This window comes from Microcoleus sp. T3_B1 (genome assembly GCF_036700445.1).
Taxonomy (GTDB): domain Bacteria; phylum Cyanobacteriota; class Cyanobacteriia; order Cyanobacteriales; family Microcoleaceae; genus Microcoleus.
Genome location: NZ_JAUBOX010000041.1, coordinates 1 through 21,879, shown reverse-complemented (window position 1 = coordinate 21,879; position 21,879 = coordinate 1). Strand labels below are relative to the sequence as shown.

At 50.0% G+C, this 21,879-nt stretch carries 11 protein-coding genes; 8 read left to right on the top strand and 3 right to left on the bottom strand.

Features of this window, described 5'->3' with window-relative positions:
* Positions 1-5: 5 nt before the first annotated feature.
* Positions 6-431: a KGK domain-containing protein gene (locus tag QT990_RS20960; RefSeq protein WP_333465712.1), complete on the top strand. Its 426-nt coding sequence runs from the start codon at positions 6-8 to the stop codon at positions 429-431.
* Between the two features lie 128 nt (positions 432-559).
* A complete protein-coding gene (gene tilS / locus QT990_RS20955) occupies positions 560-1,705 on the top strand; it encodes a tRNA lysidine(34) synthetase TilS (protein WP_333465711.1) in 1,146 nt (381 codons plus the stop codon).
* Here tilS and hmpF read toward each other — a convergent pair.
* Complete coding sequence (gene hmpF / locus QT990_RS20950; RefSeq protein ID WP_333465710.1) at positions 1,702-3,447, bottom strand: pilus motility taxis protein HmpF; 1,746 nt, start codon at positions 3,445-3,447, stop codon at positions 1,702-1,704. The genes tilS and hmpF overlap by 4 nt on opposite strands.
* Positions 3,448-5,081: 1,634 nt before the next feature.
* Here hmpF and QT990_RS20945 point away from each other — a divergent pair.
* The gene (locus QT990_RS20945; RefSeq protein WP_333146948.1) at positions 5,082-6,320 is read left to right on the top strand and encodes a response regulator; all 1,239 of its coding nucleotides are present in this window, start codon (positions 5,082-5,084) and stop codon (positions 6,318-6,320) included.
* On the opposite strand, the gene QT990_RS20940 is transcribed toward QT990_RS20945, so the two are convergent.
* Positions 6,306-6,482, bottom strand: a complete 177-nt coding sequence (locus QT990_RS20940) for a hypothetical protein (RefSeq protein WP_333146950.1) — start codon at positions 6,480-6,482, stop codon at positions 6,306-6,308. The genes QT990_RS20945 and QT990_RS20940 overlap by 15 nt on opposite strands.
* A 538-nt stretch (positions 6,483-7,020) precedes the next feature.
* On the opposite strand from QT990_RS20940, the gene QT990_RS20935 reads away from it, so the two are divergent.
* The 5 genes from QT990_RS20935 to QT990_RS20915 all read left to right on the top strand — a co-directional run bounded on the left by QT990_RS20935 (position 7,021) and on the right by QT990_RS20915 (position 18,672).
* Positions 7,021-7,554, top strand: coding sequence for a chemotaxis protein CheW (locus QT990_RS20935; protein WP_039887356.1), 534 nt, complete (start codon positions 7,021-7,023; stop codon positions 7,552-7,554).
* A gap of 147 nt (positions 7,555-7,701) precedes the next feature.
* Positions 7,702-10,794, top strand: a complete 3,093-nt coding sequence (locus QT990_RS20930; RefSeq protein WP_333465709.1) for a methyl-accepting chemotaxis protein — start codon at positions 7,702-7,704, stop codon at positions 10,792-10,794.
* Positions 10,795-10,934: 140 nt separating this feature from the next.
* On the top strand, positions 10,935-11,753 hold the full coding sequence (locus QT990_RS20925) for an HNH endonuclease (RefSeq protein WP_333465708.1): 819 nt from the start codon (positions 10,935-10,937) through the stop codon (positions 11,751-11,753).
* A 51-nt stretch (positions 11,754-11,804) separates the two neighbouring features.
* Positions 11,805-17,120, top strand: coding sequence for a response regulator (locus QT990_RS20920; RefSeq protein WP_333465707.1), 5,316 nt, complete (start codon positions 11,805-11,807; stop codon positions 17,118-17,120).
* Positions 17,121-17,421: 301 nt separating this feature from the next.
* Positions 17,422-18,672, top strand: coding sequence for a Rid family detoxifying hydrolase (locus QT990_RS20915; protein WP_333465706.1), 1,251 nt, complete (start codon positions 17,422-17,424; stop codon positions 18,670-18,672).
* Positions 18,673-19,355: 683 nt separating this feature from the next.
* On the opposite strand, the gene QT990_RS20910 is transcribed toward QT990_RS20915, so the two are convergent.
* The gene (locus QT990_RS20910) at positions 19,356-21,509 is read right to left on the bottom strand and encodes a polyribonucleotide nucleotidyltransferase (protein ID WP_333146959.1); all 2,154 of its coding nucleotides are present in this window, start codon (positions 21,507-21,509) and stop codon (positions 19,356-19,358) included.
* Between the last annotated feature and the right edge of the window lie 370 nt (positions 21,510-21,879).

Here is a 21,879-nt window from a genome sequence, read left to right as displayed (position 1 = left end):
TTAATATGGACGAATCCCCAATATTTCCCCAAGAAGACGATGTTGTCTCTGCCCCTACCAGCGCTTTGATGTATCAATGTACATTCAAAGTCAGCGAATTTATGGCCATTATGCAGTCAAAATTGCTAGACGAAAAATTATTTTCAGACGGCCTGGATTGCGAGCTATTAAGTGCTGGCAAAGACTGGACTAAAGGAAAACTTAGAATGCGTCTGGAGTTTATTCCGCTCGAACCTGAAATCAAAGAGCAAAAAGCCCTTCCTGCCGCTGCCGAAAGATCGGACACAGTGCAAAACTACGCCGTAGCTAGCTCAAATCAAACCGATATAGATGAGCCATTAAATCAATGTGAATCTACAGAAATAAGTAATCATTTTCCTATTTCTAGGTATCCAGACCGCGACCCCCAAAGTATAGGAATGTGGAGCTAGGAAGGCAAAGACTGAGAGATTGGGAGAGGGGGGATAATCCCCCTTCTTGGCTCAAAATCTATCGGTTAAATCCCGTACACTGCTCGTTGTCTAACTTCCTTATTTTTGCTTAATGAAAAACTGCTCTCATGGCTGAATCTTCCAATTGGACGCACCTCCACGCTCAACTGCACAAGACGCTGCTGTACCGACAAATATTGCCATCAAATCAGCGATTGCTAGTAGCAGTATCGGGCGGACAAGATTCTCTGTGTTTAATTAAATTACTGCTAGATTTGCAGCCAAAATGGGGGTGGAACCTAGCGATTGTTCACTGCGATCATCGTTGGCGTTCTGACTCGGAAGCCTCGGCCAATCATGTAGAACAATTAGCTAAAAACTGGGGAATATCCTACTATTTGGAAACAGCCTCGGACATCCCCAAAACTGAAGCAGCGGCCAGACAGTGGCGATATCAAGCTTTAACCGAAATTGCGATCGCCCACAACTACCCCTACATTGTTACAGGCCACACAGCCAGCGATCGCGCCGAAACACTCCTCTACAACCTGATTCGCGGCAGTGGCGCCGATGGACTTTCTGCCCTCACCTGGACGCGACCCCTGCTCGATTTTCGATTGCCGATTTTCGATTTTCGAGTGGGGAATTCCGGCGAAAATTCCAACTCCCAAATATCTGCCGATTTTAGATTGGAAAATCAGGATGAAAATTCCCAATCGAAAATCCCAAATCTAAAATCTAAAATCTATTTAGTTCGTCCCTTGCTCGAAATAACTCGATCGCAAACAGGTCAATTTTGTCAAGAGCAAAAACTACCCATTTGGGAAGATTCCACAAATCAAGACTTGCAATATAGTCGCAACCGGATTCGATCGGAATTATTGCCTTATTTGGAAACTCATTTCAACCCAAAAGCCCAACAAGCCCTAGCTCAAACAGCCGAACTCCTCCGCGCCGACGTAGAATATCTGGAACTTGCAGCCAGCGACTTGCTACAGCGAGCAATGTCTCCAATTGCAGACAGCCCCCAGGTGAATTTTCAACTTCCCGTCAAGTTAAATCGCCCGATTTTGCGGGAAGCACCCCTGGCCTTGCAGCGACGGGCAATGCGGCAACTACTGCAACAAATATTGCCCTCGGCGCCCAGTTTTGAAAGCGTAGAAAAACTAACCAGCTTAATCGTAGCGCCCAACCGATCGCAAACCGATCCATTTCCTGGAGGAGCGATCGGTCGAGTCGAACACCCTTCGATAATTTTAGATATTAAATTTTAACCTGTGATCAAACCCGAAAGGACTTGCCGCAACTCAGAAACTACCCGATCTTGCTCGTCTCCCGTCTCCTGCACCCGATCGAGTTCCCCCGCCGCTGCTTCGAGCTTTTGGCGTAGCGCAGTCAAATTGTCCTGCACCGGCTGCAACATTTCTTGATAAACATTCACCCTGCCCCAGAGTTGCGCCACTGCACCTTTCTGGTTGAACAAATTCTGCTCTAACTGCTTGAGTTCGTAGCGTTTCGCTTCACTTTCCCCATTTTGGCGGTTGACATTTGCCTCAGTTTGGGATATTGCTTCCCGCACCTGCTGAATTTCGTTTTGCAGTCTTTGCAATTCTTGGCTTTGCTGCTGCCGCTGAGTATTGAGCTGTGCCACAATCGGCCCCAAATCAATATTTCCTCGCTCTTGTTTTGGAGCATTAGCAGTACCCAGCCGCCGCCACAGCACCGCCTGATGCTGCTTTAAAACATCTTCCCGTTCCTGCAACCGGAGGCGCTGTCCCACCAGAGTTTCGTTTAACATCTGATAACTTTCGAGTTCATCTGCCATTTCATTTTCCAAAGCCATGCGATCGTACTCGGAAGCCGCTTGAATTTTCCCTTGCAGCTCCTCGATTGTCTCCCGCTGCAGAGTCAACTCCTCCTCTTGATCGTTAACAAACCGGAACACCTTTTCCAAATCCTGTTGCAGGTGTTGCACCAGCCCCTGTAACTCATCAACAGGCATCTTCTCCAAAGCTGACACATCTACTTTCTGCTCCGTACCCGCAGTACCCGAAGCAGATGCCAGCCTGGAAACTTGCTGGTAAAGATCCTCAACAGCCCGCACCTGCAAAGACACGGACTGAGCCTGATCCTGCTTAGCGCTGAGGGTACTTTGCTGCCCTTTAAGCTCCGCCCGAGCCCCGGCCAAAGCATCTTGAGATTGGTACCACTCTTGCCAGCGGTTTTGGAGGCTCTGATTTTGTCGATCGACCTCTTCTTGTTGCTGTTGAGCTATGCTCTGTTTTTGCTCCAACTGCTGCCAGTGCTGATCCAGAATTGCCTGCTGAGCGCCCACCGCACCAAAAGACTGATTCAGTTGTTCCCGCACCCCTTGGGCCGAAGCAATTGCCCCTCCCAACTTCTGCATCAACTCCTGAATCCTCTGCGTCTGCTGCTCATCAATTACTGCCCCCTGGGGAACCTCAGACTGCTGTTGGGCCACCCGTTGCTGCTCGCCCCGCAACTGTTCCCAAGCCGTCTCTATTTCCACGCGACTGCGATCGACTTCTTCTCGCAGTCGGTTAGCTTCATCTCGAGTATTTTCAATTTCCGAGCGCTGAGCCTCCAGCCGCTCCAACTCCTCTTCCATTTGAGCCAACTGCTCTTCGCGGGCTTGCATTTCCATTTCCCGGCGATTGAGTTCCTGACTCGAAAACGTCAGAGAAGCCTTCCACTGTTCAATTTCCTCTTCCTTATCCTTAAACTTGTCCTGCAATCGCGAGAAATTTTGCAGAATGCTCACCAACTGGCGGGCCGCCTCCTGAATCCGCTGCACTTGCTTGCTAGCGCTCAACTCAACCAGCACCAGCGTGCCGTCGTTAAACTTATTAGCTTCCTCAACTGGGATCGCGTCATCGCCTGGTACGGCGCTCCAGTTATGTTCGCCCCGCTGACAAGCTAGCAGCTTCAGTTCAGCCTTACCGCCACCGAGACCAAAGCCGCTTCTCTGTTTTTGTACTTCCGCTAGATACAGCACACTAATAGTCCTCTGCTTCGTAAAACCTATCCCAACTTACTTTAAGTTACTTAAAGGCCTAAAAAATAAGTGGTGTTTACTTCCTACGCTGTTGGGTAGACGGCTAATCCCAACATAAGTAGGCTATCCCCCTTAAGCCAAAGGTTCTTTACTAAAGATAACATTGTGTGCGATCTTTAGTCAACTTCCCTAAAGTAAAAAAGTATAGGCAAGTAAGGATAACTTTTTGCCACTTAAGTCTTACTTTTTGGTATCGTTTGCCCAATCGGGGGATAGCATTTTTTCCTAACTATAGCAGCACTCACCCATAGCACGTCCTCACGGGAGAACTTCCAGAAAGTACGGCCGCCGGCACTTGTCTGGAGGAATGAGACAGCAGTATCAATGCCGCTTGATTCCAGACTAGCTCTCACTGCGGGGACTGCCATAGGCCAAACCTGAAAAAGGTCAGTCCTTGAACCTCCCCACCTCTAAAGCCGGGGGATTCTTGCCCACATTCAAGGCGACAACGGGACATTAAAATATCCCTCTACTCACTCAAAGAACTTTACTTCTCCTGGAGCGCATACTTGCTGAGTTCTTCCTATTTTTAAGGTTGAACGTGACCTATGCTGCAATTATTTGCCCTTTAACTATTCCGAATTAATCGGATTAGTGCGTTGCCGGGGCTGCTCGCCCTCTAGGATATTTCAATGGGTTGAAAGTTATTCTTACTCTGGCGAATTGCTCTTTGCCAATTATACCACCCTGGTTTTAGCAACACCATCGTTTCACGAGACTTAAAAGTCCCTACCGACTGATCCCCAAATCTAAATCCCCATGTCGTTAGCCCAGGGCTTGCCTCTGGCGTTTCGATCCAAAAGTTTCTATAGATTTTACAACGCTTTAGTTATGGGTCGATCGTCAGAAAAGCCATCGCTGCCCCCAAGCGGACGCCATCCTCCGGCGGACTAGGGATTTGAACCGCGCTGCCTTAGAATAGGGTAATGACGCGAGCCTATGACGGAGCCGCGGGCGAGCAAAAAGGTCGATCGGCACTGAGGGTTTTCCTGACAACTGCCAACCAAGGTTCATTTTGACTGCACCTGATTTTAGGGCTGTGGCAAACCCAAAAAAACCTCGATCGCAACTCATCCAACCCAACAGACTAGCCTCAAGTTCCCATAGGGGATCGATCGGCACTTGCTGCTGGTAGCAGCGGTAAAACCAGAGAATCCTTGGTATTTTGAAGTTGACCTACGCCAAGATGTGCTGGAGAAACTGACGGCATACTCAGCCAAAAACTTCAAAACTTTGGCATCGAAGGCTTGAATCCGTCGGGAATGCCAGCGTTGCACACTCGAAGAACCCGTGCCAGCGTGCGATGTGGATTCTACGAGTTTAGGCAATAGGCAACAGTGGGAATAGAAGGTGAAACTCTACACTTAGAGAATGCCGCGAGTTTCGCGGTTTCAGCTTGTGGACTGGTAGCGCGGCCGAGGATCGGCAGCAAGTATCGCCCTTTCGTCAATTCCCAATTGTGAGATCAGCATCAGCGCGTAAATTATTGACGGAAACTAAAGTCAATCTTTTCGCCCGCACACAGTCTTTCCGAGCTCAGACGCCAACGGTTTTAAGGAGGATACTTTAGCTGCATGCAGGGAAATTTGAGTGAAATAGACATCCGCAGCATCCTGCAATTGATTGAGTTAGGTCAGCGAACCGGAGAACTGTTCGTAGAGGCCTACACCTCCACCGGCAGCAGCACGGGTACTCAACCTACGCCGCGCTCCCTTGCAGGACAATCCTGGTATGTCTTCTGCTTCAACGGTCAGATTATTTACGCTACCCAGAGTGCGGGCAGTTTGTTTCGGTTGCGCGACTACCTGCGCCGCTACAAAGCAGATACCGCCCTCGACAAAATCCAAGTTCCCTATATGGCATCTACCAATGCCCCAGAATACGGCTATCTATGGGCCCTGCTAGAAAACCACATCCTCACCCCAGCTCAAGGGCGCAACATCATCCAGAGCATGATCCACGAAACCCTATTTGACTTGCTCAGTCTCCACCAGGGTTCCTTCACTTTTGAAATGGGCCCAGCTTTGGCTCCTCAACTGACCAGCTTAGAAATTAGCTCGCTGCTGGCCAAGATTGTCAAACAGGTGCAGCAGTGGAAGCAGTTTCACCCTCACATTCAGTCGCCCAACCAATGCCCGGTGATTTCAGACCCCTCCGAACTGCGAGTCGCGCTGCCTGTCAATACCTTTAATACTCTCAGACGCTGGGCCGACGGGCACACTTCGATCCGCCAAATGGCGCGCTACCTCAACCGAGACGTGCTGACTGTCGCTAAGGCGATTTACCCATTTGTGCAGCAGGGATTGGTGCAAGTATTTTACGAACCTTCTGTTGCCCCCACCAACAACAAAAAAGAATGGTCGTCCCCAGAAACCAAGGTTCCCAGAGTTGTCTGTATTGACGACGACAATACTATTCGCAAAACAGTCGAGTCAATTTTAAATGAACACGGTTACGAAGCTACTACGATCGGCAATCCCCTCCAAGCCCTGAGTTTGGTGTTTCCACTCAAACCCGATTTAATTCTGTGTGATATCGCCATGCCGGAACTCGACGGCTACGAAATTTGCGCTATGCTGCGTAGTTCTAGCGCTTTCCGGCAGACGCCGATCGTTATGCTGACGGGCATCGACGGATTTATCGATCGCGTTAAAGCCCGCATGGCCGGAGCTACAGACTTTTACACGAAACCTTTTGGTGAAAGCGAGTTATTGATGCTGGTAGAAAAATATGTGGGCCCGGGCTACCCTCGGGTCAATCTCTCGGAAAGATTATTAGAGCGCTCGCTAGAAGACCAATTAGAAGAAAAATAACTTTCGCACCGATGCCATGATGGGAGCTTTTTTGTACCTGCGGTTAAATCGAGTCTCCGCCGCCCCAAACAGAAAGCTGGGGGTACTATTGGCGATCGCACCATAAACTAGAATGTATAAATCCGCGCGCTGGCATAAGGGCGTCGGTAAAACTCTGTTCAATTTCTAGACCCAACTGGGTCTAACACGCTCAAAGTGCAAATATAATATACTTGTTATCCACTTGCAGCCGCTCCGAAAAACTGATGTACAGAGCTACTTATGGCTAGGTATTTCTGTACAAAGTCAGAGAGTCCAATTCTCAGTCTTAAGTGGCTCCGTTCATGATTGTCGCGACACCAGCCATGTCAACAACTCCTCGCTAATGCCCGTATCGGTTTAGCATTCATCGCAGAAATTACCCAGAGTTTTACCAATTGAGACGGCGGTGGGAATACAAAGTGAAGCTTTAGGGGTTTCAAATTAATTGTTCGTAGTCGATTTGAGCTAACTTGTAAGCCTTGGTCGCGCGAATTTATTGATGGCAGTCAATTATTGACGGAGAAAATTTATTGCCAAGGGCCTCCGGCAGTCGCGCCATTCACCCCTTGGCTGTGTCAAGCTTGGCTGTGTCAAGTTTCGACCATCGAAGTTTCGATCGGGTTATTCTTGGCGGGAAACCTCAACAATTTTTGCTAGAAATGCAGGTGTCAGAATTATGATTAGCGGTAGCCCAGACTTTATATTACCAGGACTAGGCGTAGATCCGGCTCCGGAATTCCAAGAACTAGAAACTCCCGAAGGCGAGCTGCACCTGCGGTTCTACGTTCCTTCGGGGAACGAGTTCGCACTGCCGGCGACAGGGATTAGAGAGGTCCTATCCCCGTCCCCAGACCGCATGACACCGATCCCCAACGTTTCCTCTTTGCTTTTAGGTACGCTAAATATGAGAGGACGAGTGATTTGGGTGGCAGACCTCGGCCAATTTCTGGGAGACCAAACACCTCTGAACACAGATAGACCCGAAATCCCGATCGTGGCTGTGGAAGACCAAGACACGATTTTGGGGTTGGCAGTCGATCGAATTGTGGGGATGGACTGGCTCGACGTAGAGCAACTGCACTCTCAGAACAATGCACCAGACGGCATGATTCCATTTCTGAGGGGAGAATGGATGTTAGGTGCACCAGCTCAGAAAGTGCTCCGACTGCTAGATCAAGTGAAAATTCTGCGCTCGGCGCGGTGGGCAGCGTGAAATCGATTTTAGATTTGCGATTTGCGATTTTCGATTGAGGTCTAACCATCAACAGTCACACGACTTGAGGCGCGCATCTAAACATTCAATTCAACATAAAAATCAAAAATCTCAAATCTAAAATCTAAAATCCAAAGAGGGCGGCAAATGGCAACAAGTACCAACTTTCAGCAGGACTACCAACGGGCAGAAGCGGCCTACATGGAGGGCAATTATTCAGAAGCCGCAGCCCTAGTTTATCAATTAGTAGAAGATTTTCCCGAAGACCCCAGCGCTCGCCTGCTGTGCGGACACATTTACTGCTACGGACTGCAACAGTATGAGGTGGCGCGGGAACAGTACACGGTTGTGCTAGGCCTGAGTGACGACCCGAGTTTGGTGGAACACGCTCACAACGGAATTACCTACACAGACCAATTTTTATCTGGAGAGCTGCAAACGGAAAATTTCGAGGCTTTGTCTGCTGAAACGGAATTAGAATTCTACCCAGACTTATCACTCGATGAAGGGTTAGAAGACCCGGATTTGGGACTTTTCCAAGGAAATTCCCCATCCCTTTCCTATAGAAGTCAATCCCCAGACGACATGGAAAACGAGGACTTGGCCGACTTGGGCATGAGTGGCTTGGGGTGGGAACCAGAAGACGACGATGGCGCAGGCTCAGTCCCAGATTTAGCTTCACATTCTAACCCGTTTGGTGGCGACAGCGGCGGAATGGCAGCTTATGCTGAGAACTCCGACTCGCTAGACATAGACGAGTTTGCCGACTCGGACTTTGGAGACCCCTTTGCCTTAGATGATGGAGGGTTTGATGCTGCTGACTTGTCTAGCAGTAAACAGTCTGGTTCAAGCGCACCTTACTCAGGAGATTCGTTTTCAGAAGCTCCGACTCAGATGCTCAACGGTCAAAGTTTTGCCTCTTCAGAAGTCGGGAATTCCTTCGACTCGAACCCACTAGACTCCCCCATCGGGCCCTCGGACAATTTTGGCGAACCTTTTGCTGCGCTCGATTTGCCAGACGAATTCGACGATAACTCGGACTACGACTACCAATCCCCGCCCCAGAGTGGCCAAAATTACGGTCATAACGCACCCTATGCCGAAGAGGAAGACCCCTTTGCCGAGGCGATGCCCTCGTCGGGTTTCGGGTCTTCTCGACCTCAAAACAAACAGCCGAATAACGGGTCGGACTACTCGTCAAACTATTCGCTGGCGGAAGACGAAACGCTGTTGATGGGAGGTGCTGTCCCCAACTCTCAAAGTCAAAGGTCGAGCCGGGGACAATTTAATTCAGTCGATCCCGCCTCCGCCAACAGCAACGGTTACAGGGACTCGGAACCCCCGGCGTTTGGCTCTAGAGACAACTTCGAGTTAGATGCTTTTGAAGACGACGCTTTTAGCGATTCTTTCTCTTTCGACGAAAACGAACAAGCGACAGCTTTCGGGGCGTCCGACAAGAACCACAGCGCCTGGTCGTCAAAAGCTGGGAACGCTCAAGAACACAGCGACTTTTTAGACGAATTTGACGAGTTTGACGATTTAGGCAATTTGCCGGACTTTGATATCTCAGAAGATGCCAGCAGTTCGATATTGACTAGAGGTAACACCAATTTCGGCAACTCGACCAGCGGCATGATGGGAACGACCGGGAGCAGCCTGGACTTTGACAACAGCGATGGCTCAGCAATTCGGGATGACGAAATATTTAGCATAAGCGGCCCGGCTGATGCGTCTGTGTCGAGTTTTTCTCCCACCGAAACAGAAGCGGTCGATACTTCGGTAACAGTAGAACAGGGGGGACTGGCTTTCTTGGAAAATGCCCCTTTGTTTACAAAACAGTTGTACACGGCAATCGGGGCGGGACTGGTTTCTCTGGTAGCTGTGGCTTTTGTCACCAACATTGCCTCCTATCAAGCTCTGCGGCAAGACAAACCGGAGGCGATCGTTTACCTGCGCCAAACAGGCTGGGTAATGACCGCAGCAGCAGGCTTTACGAGCTTTTTAACTTCTTGGGGCATCGGTCAGTTGATCGCCAAGCAGGTACGCAAGTCGTCGGATAATTTGCAAGCTCAGTTCGATGCCGTATCTCAAGGAACTTTGGATGCTCGCGCTACGGTTTACTCGGAAGATGAATTTGGTAAAATGGCTGCTAAATTCAACCACATGGCGAAGGTCATCCAAACCACGATTAGCGATACCAGGCGGAAGTCTGACGAGCAGGAACAGGCAAAAGAAGACTTGCAGCGCCAAGTGATTCGCTTGCTAGACGACGTGGAAGGAGCGGCCCGGGGTGACTTGACGGTGACTGCGGAAGTGACGGCAGACGTTTTGGGTGCTGTTGCTGACTCGTTTAACTTGACAATTCAAAATCTGCGCGAAATTGTCCATCAGGTGAAGCAGGCGGCTCGGGAGGTCAGCAAAGGCGCTACGGATAGTGCTAAGTTTGCGGGCGATTTGTCTTCCGACGCGCTGCGACAAGCTGAGGAACTGGCGGCAACGCTGAATTCCGTGCAAGTCCTCACCGACGCGATTCAGCGGGTCGCAGAGAGCGCTAGAGAGGCAGAAGAAGTGGCCCGGGGCGCGGCGGCAACGGCTCTGAAAGGGGGCGAGGCTGTGGAGCGGACGGTGGCCGGGATTTTGGAAATTCGAGAAACTGTAGCAGAAACCACGAGAAAAGTCAAGCGGTTGGCGGAAGCTTCTCAAGAAATTTCTAAGATTGTGGCTTTAATTGCGACGATCGCCTCCCGGACGAATTTGTTGGCACTCAACGCCAGTATTGAGGCGGCGAGAGCTGGGGAAGCGGGCAGGGGTTTTGCGATCGTGGCAGACGAGGTGCGACAATTGGCAGACCGATCGGCTAAGTCTTTGAAAGAAATCGAACAGATCGTGATGCAAATTCAAAGCGAAACCGGCGCGGTAATGACGGCGATGGAAGAAGGGACGCAGCAGGTTATTGAGGGGACAAAATTGGCAGAACAGGCGAAGCGATCGCTTGAAGATATCATTCAAGTAACTAACCGAATTGACGTGTTAGTGCGATCGATTACTGCCGACACTGTAGAGCAAAACGAAACAGCTCGCGCGGTCGCCAGTGTGATGCAAGCAGTGGAATTAACTGCTCAGGAAACCTCCCAAGAAGCGCAGCGAGTTTCGGGTGCTTTGCAAAATTTGGTGGGCGTTGCTCGCGACCTTTTGACATCGGTGGAAAGATTCCGAGTAGAAACAGCAGAAAGACAATAATCAATTGTCTAATGCTTGTTTTGCGGCATGATTTACAATCAGCTTTGTGTGGCAATAATGGCCTACAAAAAGCAACCTCGCAGTCGTGAAACCGCTGCGGGGCTGCCACTTCAACACCTAAAGGAAGTAGGAGTTGCACGATGGACGACAACATAGTAGAAGTAATTACTGGCATATTTGGTGAGATTCAGCCGACGGGCTGTATTATCTGTACCCTCTCAAAAAACAGCAGGGGCTATGCCACCAAAAGACTTCGGATTAACGGTGAATGGAAAACGCTGACCGTCCACCGTTTAGTATTAGAAAATGTTTTAGGTCGTCCGATTAGACCGGAATACTTTGCTTGCCACACTTGCGATGTCCGCAACTGCATCAATCCCAACCATTTATGGGAAGGTTCTAGACTTGAAAATTCTCAAGATAGGTTTAAAAAAGGACGAATTAAAGATGTCGGAAGTACATCTGCTCCTCAACCTCAAAAACAAGTGCGAGGCATAGAAGTAATTCCAGGCATTCGCGCTGAAATACAGCCGAACGGCTGCATGATTTGTACCTTGGCTAAAAGAAGTGATGGTTACTCGGTGAAAACTATCAAGATTAACGGGAAAAATCAAAGTTTCTATCCCCACAGACTTGTACTGGAACACAAACTGGGAAGACCTGTAAAACCCGGTTATTTTGCGTGTCACAGTTGCGACGATCGCGGTTGTGTCAATCCTGACCATTTGTGGGAAGGAACCCCCGCCGATAACTCCCGCGATGCTATAGAAAAAAACCGCTTTCCTTTCGTTCCAGGCAAGATAGGTCCTAACCGCAAACTCAAACCCGAACAAGTGCAGCAGATTCGCTATCTTTTAAGTGAGGGCATATCGAAAGCAAAAATAGCCAGGACATTTGCCATATCTCGCAGTCAGATTATTCTCTTGGCAAGGGGCGAGATATACAAAGAGCTTCTCTAGAACTACTAACATAGACCCAATACAATAACGATTAAAATCAGGAATAAAACTATGCTACCGGAGCAACAACAGAGGATAATGGGCTACTTTATTGAGGAGGCAAAAGACCACCTCAATACGATCGAACAAGGCTTGCTGAATCTGCAAACCACGATCGAAGACCCAGAACTGGTCAACGAAGTATTTAGGGCAGCTCACTCTGTCAAAGGAGGAGCAGCAATGCTGGGGCTGACCAGCATTCAGCAAACAGCTCACAGACTAGAAGATAGTTTTAAAGTATTAAAAGAGTGCAGCGTTAAAGTAGACCAACAGCTAGAGTCCCTTTTTCTGCGAATTTTTGACACCTTGCAAGGGCTGTTAGAGCAACTGTCGGGGCCTTTTGGACTGACAGAAGAATTGGCAGAACAGATGGTTCGAGAATTAGAACCAGTATTTGAAGAGCTCAACGGGCACTTGGGGGGACTCGTTGGACACGGAGAATACCATGCAGACGAGAGCAGCGTTCTGGCCGTACCCGAACCAGTTATGGCGGGGGTGGGAGTCGGGGCGTTTGCCTCATCAAGAAGTTTTCCAGATTCGCGGTCAGTTTACGCACCTGATGTCAGAGCAACAGAAGACAGCGCGCTGCAGCTAGTATTTGAGTCGGACGTGCCGGCGAGGATGCGGGAACTGCTGCAAGAGTTCAAACAGCCCGAAGGGCCAGAAAGCAGGCGGCAACTCAAGAACATTTGTCGGAACTTGCTCAGGGCAGGGGAAGAATTTGAACTGCCCTACTGGATAGCATTGATCCAAGCTGTATCCAAGGCGATCGCCAACCCAGAAAATACCTACCGCACCTTAGCGCCAACGGTGATCAAAGACATCAAACAAGCGCAAGAACTGGTAATTTCTGGTCTAGAATCGTCGATCGCACCAAGCGCAAAACTTCTGTCGCTGCAGCCGGCTGTTCTGGTTCCAGAAACGGATTTTGAAGATTTGCTGGCCTTTGCTCAACCGAGTAAATCCGGGAAAAATGTGGTTTCTGTTGAGGATGAGGCCTGGGATATGGTGGGTTCGGGCGATTCCCAGGATGGATTGAACAAGTTGCTGCCGACTATTTCTGGGCTGAGTATAGACGAGCTGTTCGACCAACTCGACAGCGGCGACAGCAACCATGACAATGGCATTCGATCGTCCCAGTTCGACGAAGATTCCGTCTTCGCAGAATCGGATATAGAGACGGGTGCTTTTAGAGGCTCGACCCGCACCGGCCCGGAAGTGGGCGCGGCAGAACTCAACACTTTAGCGGACTTGTTTGACGGCGAGTCCCCGGATCTCGACGGCGCTTGGGAAGAAGAAGAAGACCTCGACTATGCACAGTCTTCTGGGATATCGGCTGCGGGAATGCTGGGGTTAGACGAGGACAATTCCGGCGATTTTACTGATTTGTTGTTTGACGAATACGATGCGGCAAGTTCCGAAACGAACACGAAGCCTCCGATTGACGATTTGACGAGTTTGTTTGGGGAGGATTTGCTGTTTGGAGAGGAGGCAGAGGGCTCGGCAGTAGCTCCCGGTCAGAAAAATGCGGGTTCGAGCCAGCGGTTAACTAGCAAACACCTTAAAACGGGTAACGGTAAGGGCCGTTTGGAGCGGCTAGACGACACGGTGGCCCCAGCCAGGGGACAAGCTGACGAAGATGCTCTCGGTACGCTTTTGGACGAAGTGGCAGCCCAAACTTCTGCAGGTGGTACGGAGGACAATGCTGATTTCGAGAACTTGTTCGGCGATTTAGGCTTATCTGAGACAACAGGTGGGCCGGCAGTCTCTTCGGAGTATTCCCTGAAGTCTGAGGCTTTAGACGGACAATCGAAGAAGCCTGCAGGGGGGGGCAAGGATTCAGGGGATGCCGAAGCCCTTGCTCTGCCTGCAATGGATGATTTCGAGTTGCTCTCTGAGCTTGGCGAGGATTCGGATTTGAGCGAGCTGTTGGGGATTACTTCTAATTTCCTTTCTTCAGAAGACGAAGGTGGGGAGAACGGGGGCGATCGAGATCGAGCTGCAGGCATCCCACAAAATGAGGAAATGGGCAACGTTCTTAACATGACATCAAATTCTGATTTAGATATCTCTGCGGATGGAAACTGGCTAGAAGAGGCTTTCGGCATGGAAGACGAGTCTGTGCAATCGCTCAACCTGGATCTGGACGATACGGATTTAGATGCGCTGTTTGGGGATATGACCTCTGGCGCGATTTCTGAGGATGAAGAGACTGTGCGGGATGGGCAAGGAATGGCTACTTCCCGAGAAGCGGCCGATTTGGCTGAGCTTTTCGGTTCTGTACCTACGGGTACTGAGTATGACGGAGAAGCTTCGGGGCAAGGCCGTGGGCGTTGGCTCAATGATGGGAATTCACAATTGCTGAGTGCCGATGTGGGAGTTGATGAGGGCGACTTGGGGAGTTTGTTCGACAACAATAACAATGGTGCGGCTGTTTCCGACCAAGGCTGGGCAAATTCGGCAGAGGTTGAACTTGGGGCTTTGTCAGACGATCGTCCTGAGTCGGAAATTTCAAATGTCGAATCTGATGAGGGCGCAGCTTTCGATTTCTTGGAGGATATGTTTGGGGAAGGCATGGTACACCCAGGCGATGCTGGAACGGCGCCAGATGACGGCGCGGCTGTGGATGTGAACGAATTGTCTGCCGAACCTGCCGAGGGTTTGTTCGACGAGGAGGGTGCGGATTTGTTCGATCGAGCCGAAACAGATGCCGCCGGGGAATCTGAGGGCGAAGATGATTTGTTTGATGCCCTGGAAACGGATTTTTTGAGTGCGGATTTAGAGCCGCTGCCTGCAGAATCTCTCGATGGTATGTTGGAGGGCGATGCTGACTTGCTCTCGGCGAGGGAAACCGGGGCTACTCTCAACAACGCAGAGTTGGAGGGTTTTGATGATTTGTTGGATTCGATCGATGCTGAGGTTCTGGTGACTTCGGAACTGACGACCGGCTTTTGGGACGCTGAGGACGACTCGGCCGAGGCAGATTCCTCGGAGTTGGAAGAGGGATCGCTGGCAGACTTTTTTGCCGAGGGCGAATCAGGCGATGAAGATGATGCCGAAGGCAATTTTGACGATTTAGAAGCACTGTTAATTGCAGGGGGTGCTGGGGCTGTCATAGCAGCTTCTGGAAGCACAAATCAGAGTCCGGTAAATACAGAAGTTTTCTCGGATCTCGAAGAACTCCTCAGCGAGAGCGCAACTATGCCGGAAATTCCTGCACCGACAACTGCTAGTAAAGCTCCGCGCACTGCTGCCGATGAGAGCGACGACGAATTTGGCGATTTGGAAAAACTGCTGGAAGATCCCAAGGACAGCGGCCGCCAAGGGGAAGGCAATATGGGGCCGTCGGCGATCAACAGACCCAGGCGGAATCCCCGCGCGGGCGGGTTCGGCGACCAGACGATGCGGGTGCCGGTCAAGCAACTGGACAACCTCAGCAATTTGATGGGGGAACTGGTTGTAAACCGCAACAGTTTGGAGCAAGACCAAGAACGGATGCGACAGTTTTTGGACAATTTGCTGCACCAGGTGGCGCTGCTGAGCGATGTGAGCCAGCGGACTCAGGATTTCTACGAGCGGAGTCTTTTGGAGATTGCTTTGCTGGCAAACCGGCAGGGACACCGATCGGCCTGGCGCTCTGAGGATTCGGCCCACACTCGGGAAAGTGCCTGGAGACCGGAGGAAATGGACAGGTTTACTCCTTTCCACAGTTTGGCTCAAGAGATTATTGAGCTGATCGTGCGGGTGCGGGAGTCGGCGGCGGACATTGAGTTTTTGGTGGATGAGGCGGATCAGGTGACTCGCCAACTGCGACAAGTTACGACTCAACTGCAAGAAGGTTTGACTCGCGCCCGGATGAAGCCGTTTGCGGAGACGACGGACAGGCTGTTCCGGGCGGTGCGGGAAATCGCGATTAAGTGCGGGAAGCAGGCTCAGTTGCAGGTTGAGGGTAAGGAGATTTTGATCGACAAGATGATTGTGGATCAGCTATATGACCCGATGACTCATTTGGTGAACAATGCGATTACTCACGGGATCGAAGCGCCGGAGGTGCGTCTGGCGGCTGGGAAGCCTGCAGTCGGCAGGATTACGATTCGGGCTTTCCACCAAGGGAACCAAACCGTGGTTTCGGTTTCAGACGACGGGGCCGGAATTGACCCGCAAAAGGTGAAGGCGAAGGCGATTAAGCAGGGTATGCTGACGGCGGCTCAGGCTCAAAGGATGTCTCGCTCGGAAGTTTACGATTTGCTGTTTATGCCGGGGTTCAGCACTCAGGAACAGGCGACGGAGTATGCCGGCCGGGGGGTCGGTATGAATGTGGTGCAGACTTCGTTGCAGGAGATTCGCGGTACTGTGTCGATCGATTCAACCATCGGCAAGGGGACTGTGTTTACGATCCGTTTGCCTCTGGTGTTGAGTATTTCTAAGGCTCTGACTTGCATTAGCGATCGCGCTCGCATTGCTTTCCCGATGGATGGGGTCGAAGATATGATCGATGTGCCTCGCGATCAGGTGACGACGGGGGCGGACGGTTTGCCTTGCATTGAGTGGCGGGGTCAAAGCTTGCCGTTCCGGCCGCTGCGGGATCTGCTGGCTTACAGCCGCCATTTGGGTCGGGGCAGTGTTTACGGGTTTAATACTGACGATGACATGATTTCGGTGATCGTGCTGCGGTCTGCTGGCAATTTCTTGGCGGTGCAGGTGGATCAGGTTTCGACGGAACAGGAAATTGTGATCAAGCCGTTGGAAGGGCCGGTGCCGAAGCCGATCGGGATTGCTGGGGCCACCGTGCTTGGGGACGGTCGGATCGTGGCGATTGCGGATGTTCTGGAGCTGATCGATTTGGCTACGGGAAGGCTGCGGAAGGATACTGGCGGTACGCTTTGGGATGAGGGCGATCGGGCTGCTGCGGAGGCGGAAATCGAGAAGACTGAGCCGACTGTGCTGATTGTCGATGATTCGATTACCGTGCGATCGCTGTTGTCTATTACTTTCGAGAAGTCTGGCTATCGTGTGGAAGAAGCTCGCGACGGTAAGGAAGCTTGGGAAAAGATGAAATCTGGTCTGCCTTGCGATATCGTTTTCTGCGATATTGAGATGCCGAGAATGGACGGTTTGGAACTACTTTCTCGGATGCAGAAGGATGCCGTTTTGTGTGAATTGCCGATCGCGATGCTAACTTCTCGCGGTGCTGACAGACACCGCCAAATGGCTTACAGTTTGGGCGCGAAGGGCTATTTCACTAAGCCTTATTTGGAGGAGCAATTGCTTGATGCTGCTTCTCGGATGTTGAAAGGTGAGGTTGTTGGTGCTCCGGTTGGTGTGTAATGTGTAAATCTGCGTTTATCTGCGGTTGAAAAATGGGAATTTGTTAACCGCAGATGAAATTGGATTGATTAAACCGCAGAGGACACAGAGGACGCAGAGAAAGAGAACAGAGAGAGCGATGGTTCCGAGGAAGGACGAATTTGATATAATTTATCTGCGTTTATCTGTGTTTATCTGCGGTTGAAAAAGGGAGTTGATTGACCGCAGATGAAAATGGATTGATGCGGATTTAGATCGCGCTTTCGGTTTTGGTGGTAGGCTGGGAATGTGGGGTGTAGCGGAAGGGCGATCGAGGTGATTTATGGATGCTAAAGAACTTTTAGAAAGATATGCCAAAGGTGAACGAAAATTTCATAATGAACGGTTAAGTGGGGTAGACCTTAAAGGTGCTGATCTGAGTGGGATCGACCTACAGAGTGCTAATTTGACTGGAACTGATTTGAGTGGCATAAACCTAACAAATGCGAGTATTAACCATGCTAATCTGAGTCGGGCATCCCTGACAAGTGCAAACTTGAGTGGAATAAGTTGTGCTTCAAGTAATCTAAGTTTAGCAGAACTCAACGGTGCAAATTTGAGTAAAGCAAATCTGAGTGGCTCCAACTTGACTAATGCTAATCTTGAGATGGCAAATCTGAGTGGTGCAAACCTAACGGCTACTAACCTAAGTAGAGCCTCCTTGTTTCAGGCCGACTTAAATAGAGCTAACTTGACTAACGCTCATCTGACTGGAGCAAACCTGGCTGAAGCAAATTTAACTGCAACAATTCTAAATGGTGTAAAATTCTTAGAGGCAAATCTCAACGCTTGTAAACTCAGGGCAGTCAATTTGACAAAAAGCAATTTGTCAGGAATTAAGTTGATTGATGTAGATTTAAGTGTGGCAAACTTGGAAGAAGCTAACCTAAAAAAAGCCTGTTTGCAAAGCTCGAATCTCGAAAGAGCTAATCTACAAGGAGCCAATTTAAGTAGAGCCGATCTAAGTGGAGCAAACTTGAAAAAGGCAGACTTAACTAACGCAAGAACTTATGGTTGGAATATCGAAAATGCAGACTTCACTGGTGCTACAATGCCTGATGGAGAAATCTACCAGCCTGAAACCTCTGACGCAGAACTCTACCAGCCGGAAACTTCGGAAAAATTCTCCCAAAAACTAACATCTATGACGCGCAAAATTATTCGTACTGACAAAGCACCGGCACCCGTGGGCCCTTACAATCAAGCGATCGCCGCAACGGGCACTATGCTGTTTGTAGCAGGTCAAATTGCGATCGATATTAGACTAAACGATATTGTCTACACCGACGACGTGGCAAAACAAACCGAACAAGTTATGGCAAATCTCGAAGCCATTCTCACAGAAGCCGGCGCTACTTGGTTGGATGTGGTAAAAACTACGGTTTTCCTTAAAGATATGAATGATTTTGCCGCTGTGAATGCGGTTTATGCGAAATATTTTGATGCGGAAACTGCACCGGCGCGCGCTTGTGTGGAGGTTTCGCGTTTGCCGAAAGATGTGTTAGTTGAAATTGACTGTATTGCTGTGATTTAACTATTAGGGCCCGATCCCCCCTAGCCCCCCTTAATAAGGGGGGGACAAGAGCCGTCTAAAAGTCAACCCCTACTCCCCTTCTTAAGGGGGATTTAGGGGGATCGAGACTCAGCTAAAAGAGAGATTTATCAAGGGTTTTAGGCTGAAAATTGAACCCTGTTTCGCAGGCGATCGCCCGTTTTAGGCAGAGGTTTGTTTGAGTAGTCGTAGTGTTCTGCTAGGATACTCGTGAGAGCACCTGTATGGGAAAGCAATCTATCCTCCCATCCAGGGGAAGAAAGCGATTCTGTTTTGAAAACGATCAACCGTTTCGGCATTGATTTATGCCTCCCTCTAAGCATACTTTATATTTTATTCAGTCCGCGTAGGCGGACTTCGTTTCTGTAGTTGCGGTTTCAACCGCCGAATGATAAAAGAGGTAACTTTATATTTGATTGAGTCCGCTAGGAGTGAATTTAATTTATGTAGTGGCGGTTTCAACCGCCGAGGGTAAAGTGCGCGACTTTATTAACTTCTACAGCCGATCGCACTTTTGTCGATCTGTCGCTGTCGCGCACCTACTCCCAAATCAATCTGAAACAATCAGATTTAATCTCAACTAGCAATTAGCAATTACTAATCACCAGTTAGCAATTAGCAATTAGCAATTACTCTATAAGTAATTACCAATTACCAACCGTAAACTATTTATTCAGCGCTTCGCGGGCGGCTACCGCTTCGTCGGGATGAATATTCAAGCGGGTCAAATTAATTCGACCTTTATTGTCAATTTCTCGCACTTTGACAATCACTTCATCGTTCACAGCTAACTCGTCTTCCACTTTGCCAACGCGGTAGTCCGCTAACTGCGAAATGTGAATCATTCCTTCTTTTCCGGGCAAAATTTCCACAAAAGCGCCGATCGGAATAATTCGAGTTACGCGGCCAACATACACGTCTCCTGCATTCAACTTGCGCGTCATGCCTTGGACAATGTTGTAAGCCCGCTGAGCTTTTTCGCTGTCGTTGCCAGCAATTGTCACGGTTCCGTCGTCTTCGATGTCTATTTTGACACCGGTTTCTTCGGTGATGGCTTTGATCGTTTTGCCACCAGGCCCAATTACCAAACCGATAAATTCTGGATCGATTTTCAGGGTTAGCAAACGCGGTGCAAACGGCGACATTTCCTTGCGGGGAGTGTCGATGGTTGCCAGCATTCTTTCTAAAATGTGCAGTCTGGCCGGTTTGGCTTGGCGGATGGCATTGGCAATTACATCTAAGGGCAAACCTTTGATTTTCATGTCCATCTGCAAAGCAGTAATGCCGGTGTCGGTACCGGCTACTTTGAAGTCCATGTCGCCTAAAAAGTCTTCAATTGCCTGAATGTCAGTCAAAATTCGGACTTCATCGCCTTCTTTAATTAAGCCCATTGCCGCGCCGCTGACGGGTTGGGAAAGGGGAACGCCTGCATCCATTAATGCTAGCGTTGAGGCGCAAACTGAACCCATTGAGGTCGAACCGTCGGAAGAAAGGACTTCGGAAACTACGCGAATCACGTAGGGGAAATCTTCTTTGGATGGCAAAACCGGCAGTAAAGCGCGTTCTGCGAGGGCTCCGTGACCGATTTCTCGGCGTCCGGGCGATCGCATCGGCTTGGTTTCTGCTACCGAAAACGGCGGGAAATTGTAGTGGTGGAGGTAGCGTTTGTCTTGCTGCGGGTGCAAGTCGTCCCCTAAGTCTTGGGCGTCGCCTGGGGTTCCCAGGGTAGCTGCGGACAAGACTTGAGTCAACCCCCGATTAAACAACCCAGTGCCGTGTACTCGCGACGGCAGCACGCCTACGCGACAAGAAACGGGTCGCACCTCGTCTAGCTTGCGACCGTCTACACGGACGCCATCTTCGAGGATCTGCTTCCGCATCATTTTTTTGGTAACGTCTTTGAAAACGTTGCCGATCGCCTTGGTGTTGGCGGTGGCGGCTAGTTTTACCGGATCGTCTTCCGGGAGTTCGGCGATCGCAGATTCGACTTCATTTGCCTTAACTTCGTCCAAAGCTGCATTCCGTATTGTTTTGTCTTTTTCAAATCTTGACAAAATGATGCGGATGGGTTCTTGGGCGCGATCGCGAATAAAGTTTTCCAGGGCGGAGTCTAGGGATGGCCGTTCTTCTACCACCAAATCGATGCCCAATTCGGCCATAATTTCGCGCTGGGCTTGAATCAAGTCACAGGCTGCTTCATAGCCGAAGTCGATCGCCTCGATGATATCCTGTTCCGGCAATTGGTTAGCGCCGGCTTCCACCATGATTACTCCATCAGGAGAACCGGCTACCACGAGATCCAACTCGCCTTCTTTGATTTCGCTGTAGGTGGGGTTGATGATGAAATCGTCCCCTACCAAACCGACTCGTACCGCCGCCATCGGCCCGTAAAACGGCATTTTCGCCAGCAGTATCGCCACCGAAGCCCCCGTCACCGCCAAAACGTCCGGTGGCACTTGTTCGTCCATCGAAACCGTTGTTGCTACAACTTGGATGTCATCTCGCAGCCAGCTTGGAAATAGCGGGCGCAGCGGTCGATCGATCAAACGGCCAGTCAAAGTCACTTTTTCTGGGGGACGCCCTTCCCTTCGCAAAAATCCACCGGGAATTTTACCGCCAGCGTAGAGTCTCTCTTCGTAATCCACCAACAGGGGCAGGAAATCAATTCCTTCTCTCCCCTGCGATCGAGTCGCTGTCACCAAAACCGCCGTGTCACCTGACTGAATCAAAACTGCACCGCCTGCTTGAGGCGCTAGTAAACCAATCTTCAGTCTAATATCCCGCCCATCGAAGGATATTGACTTGTCTATCTCTACCATGTAGCACTGCTTCCTTATCTACCACATTCTTTCTCTGTCGGGATCGTAACATTACCACAGGATGTTTGAGAGTCCGACGCCAAAAGACAGGGATAATCGCCTCGCGATCCACTGTCTGCGTCAGGCTTATAAGCATTTATACTCTCGAATTATTTTTGGCAGTCTGGGGTCGATTCTCCGGTCGATCGTCCGCTAAACGCCTTCCATAGATGGTACGATGAATTTTCGTTTGGGAATTGGGACGTTGAAGGAAGAAGGAAGAGGGATTTAGTTATCTAGGACAGGGAATAAGCCGTAATACCAATTTTTTATGAGGTTGCATAGAATCCGATCCCCCCTAGCCAAGAGGGCGGGCACGGGGAGTAGGGGT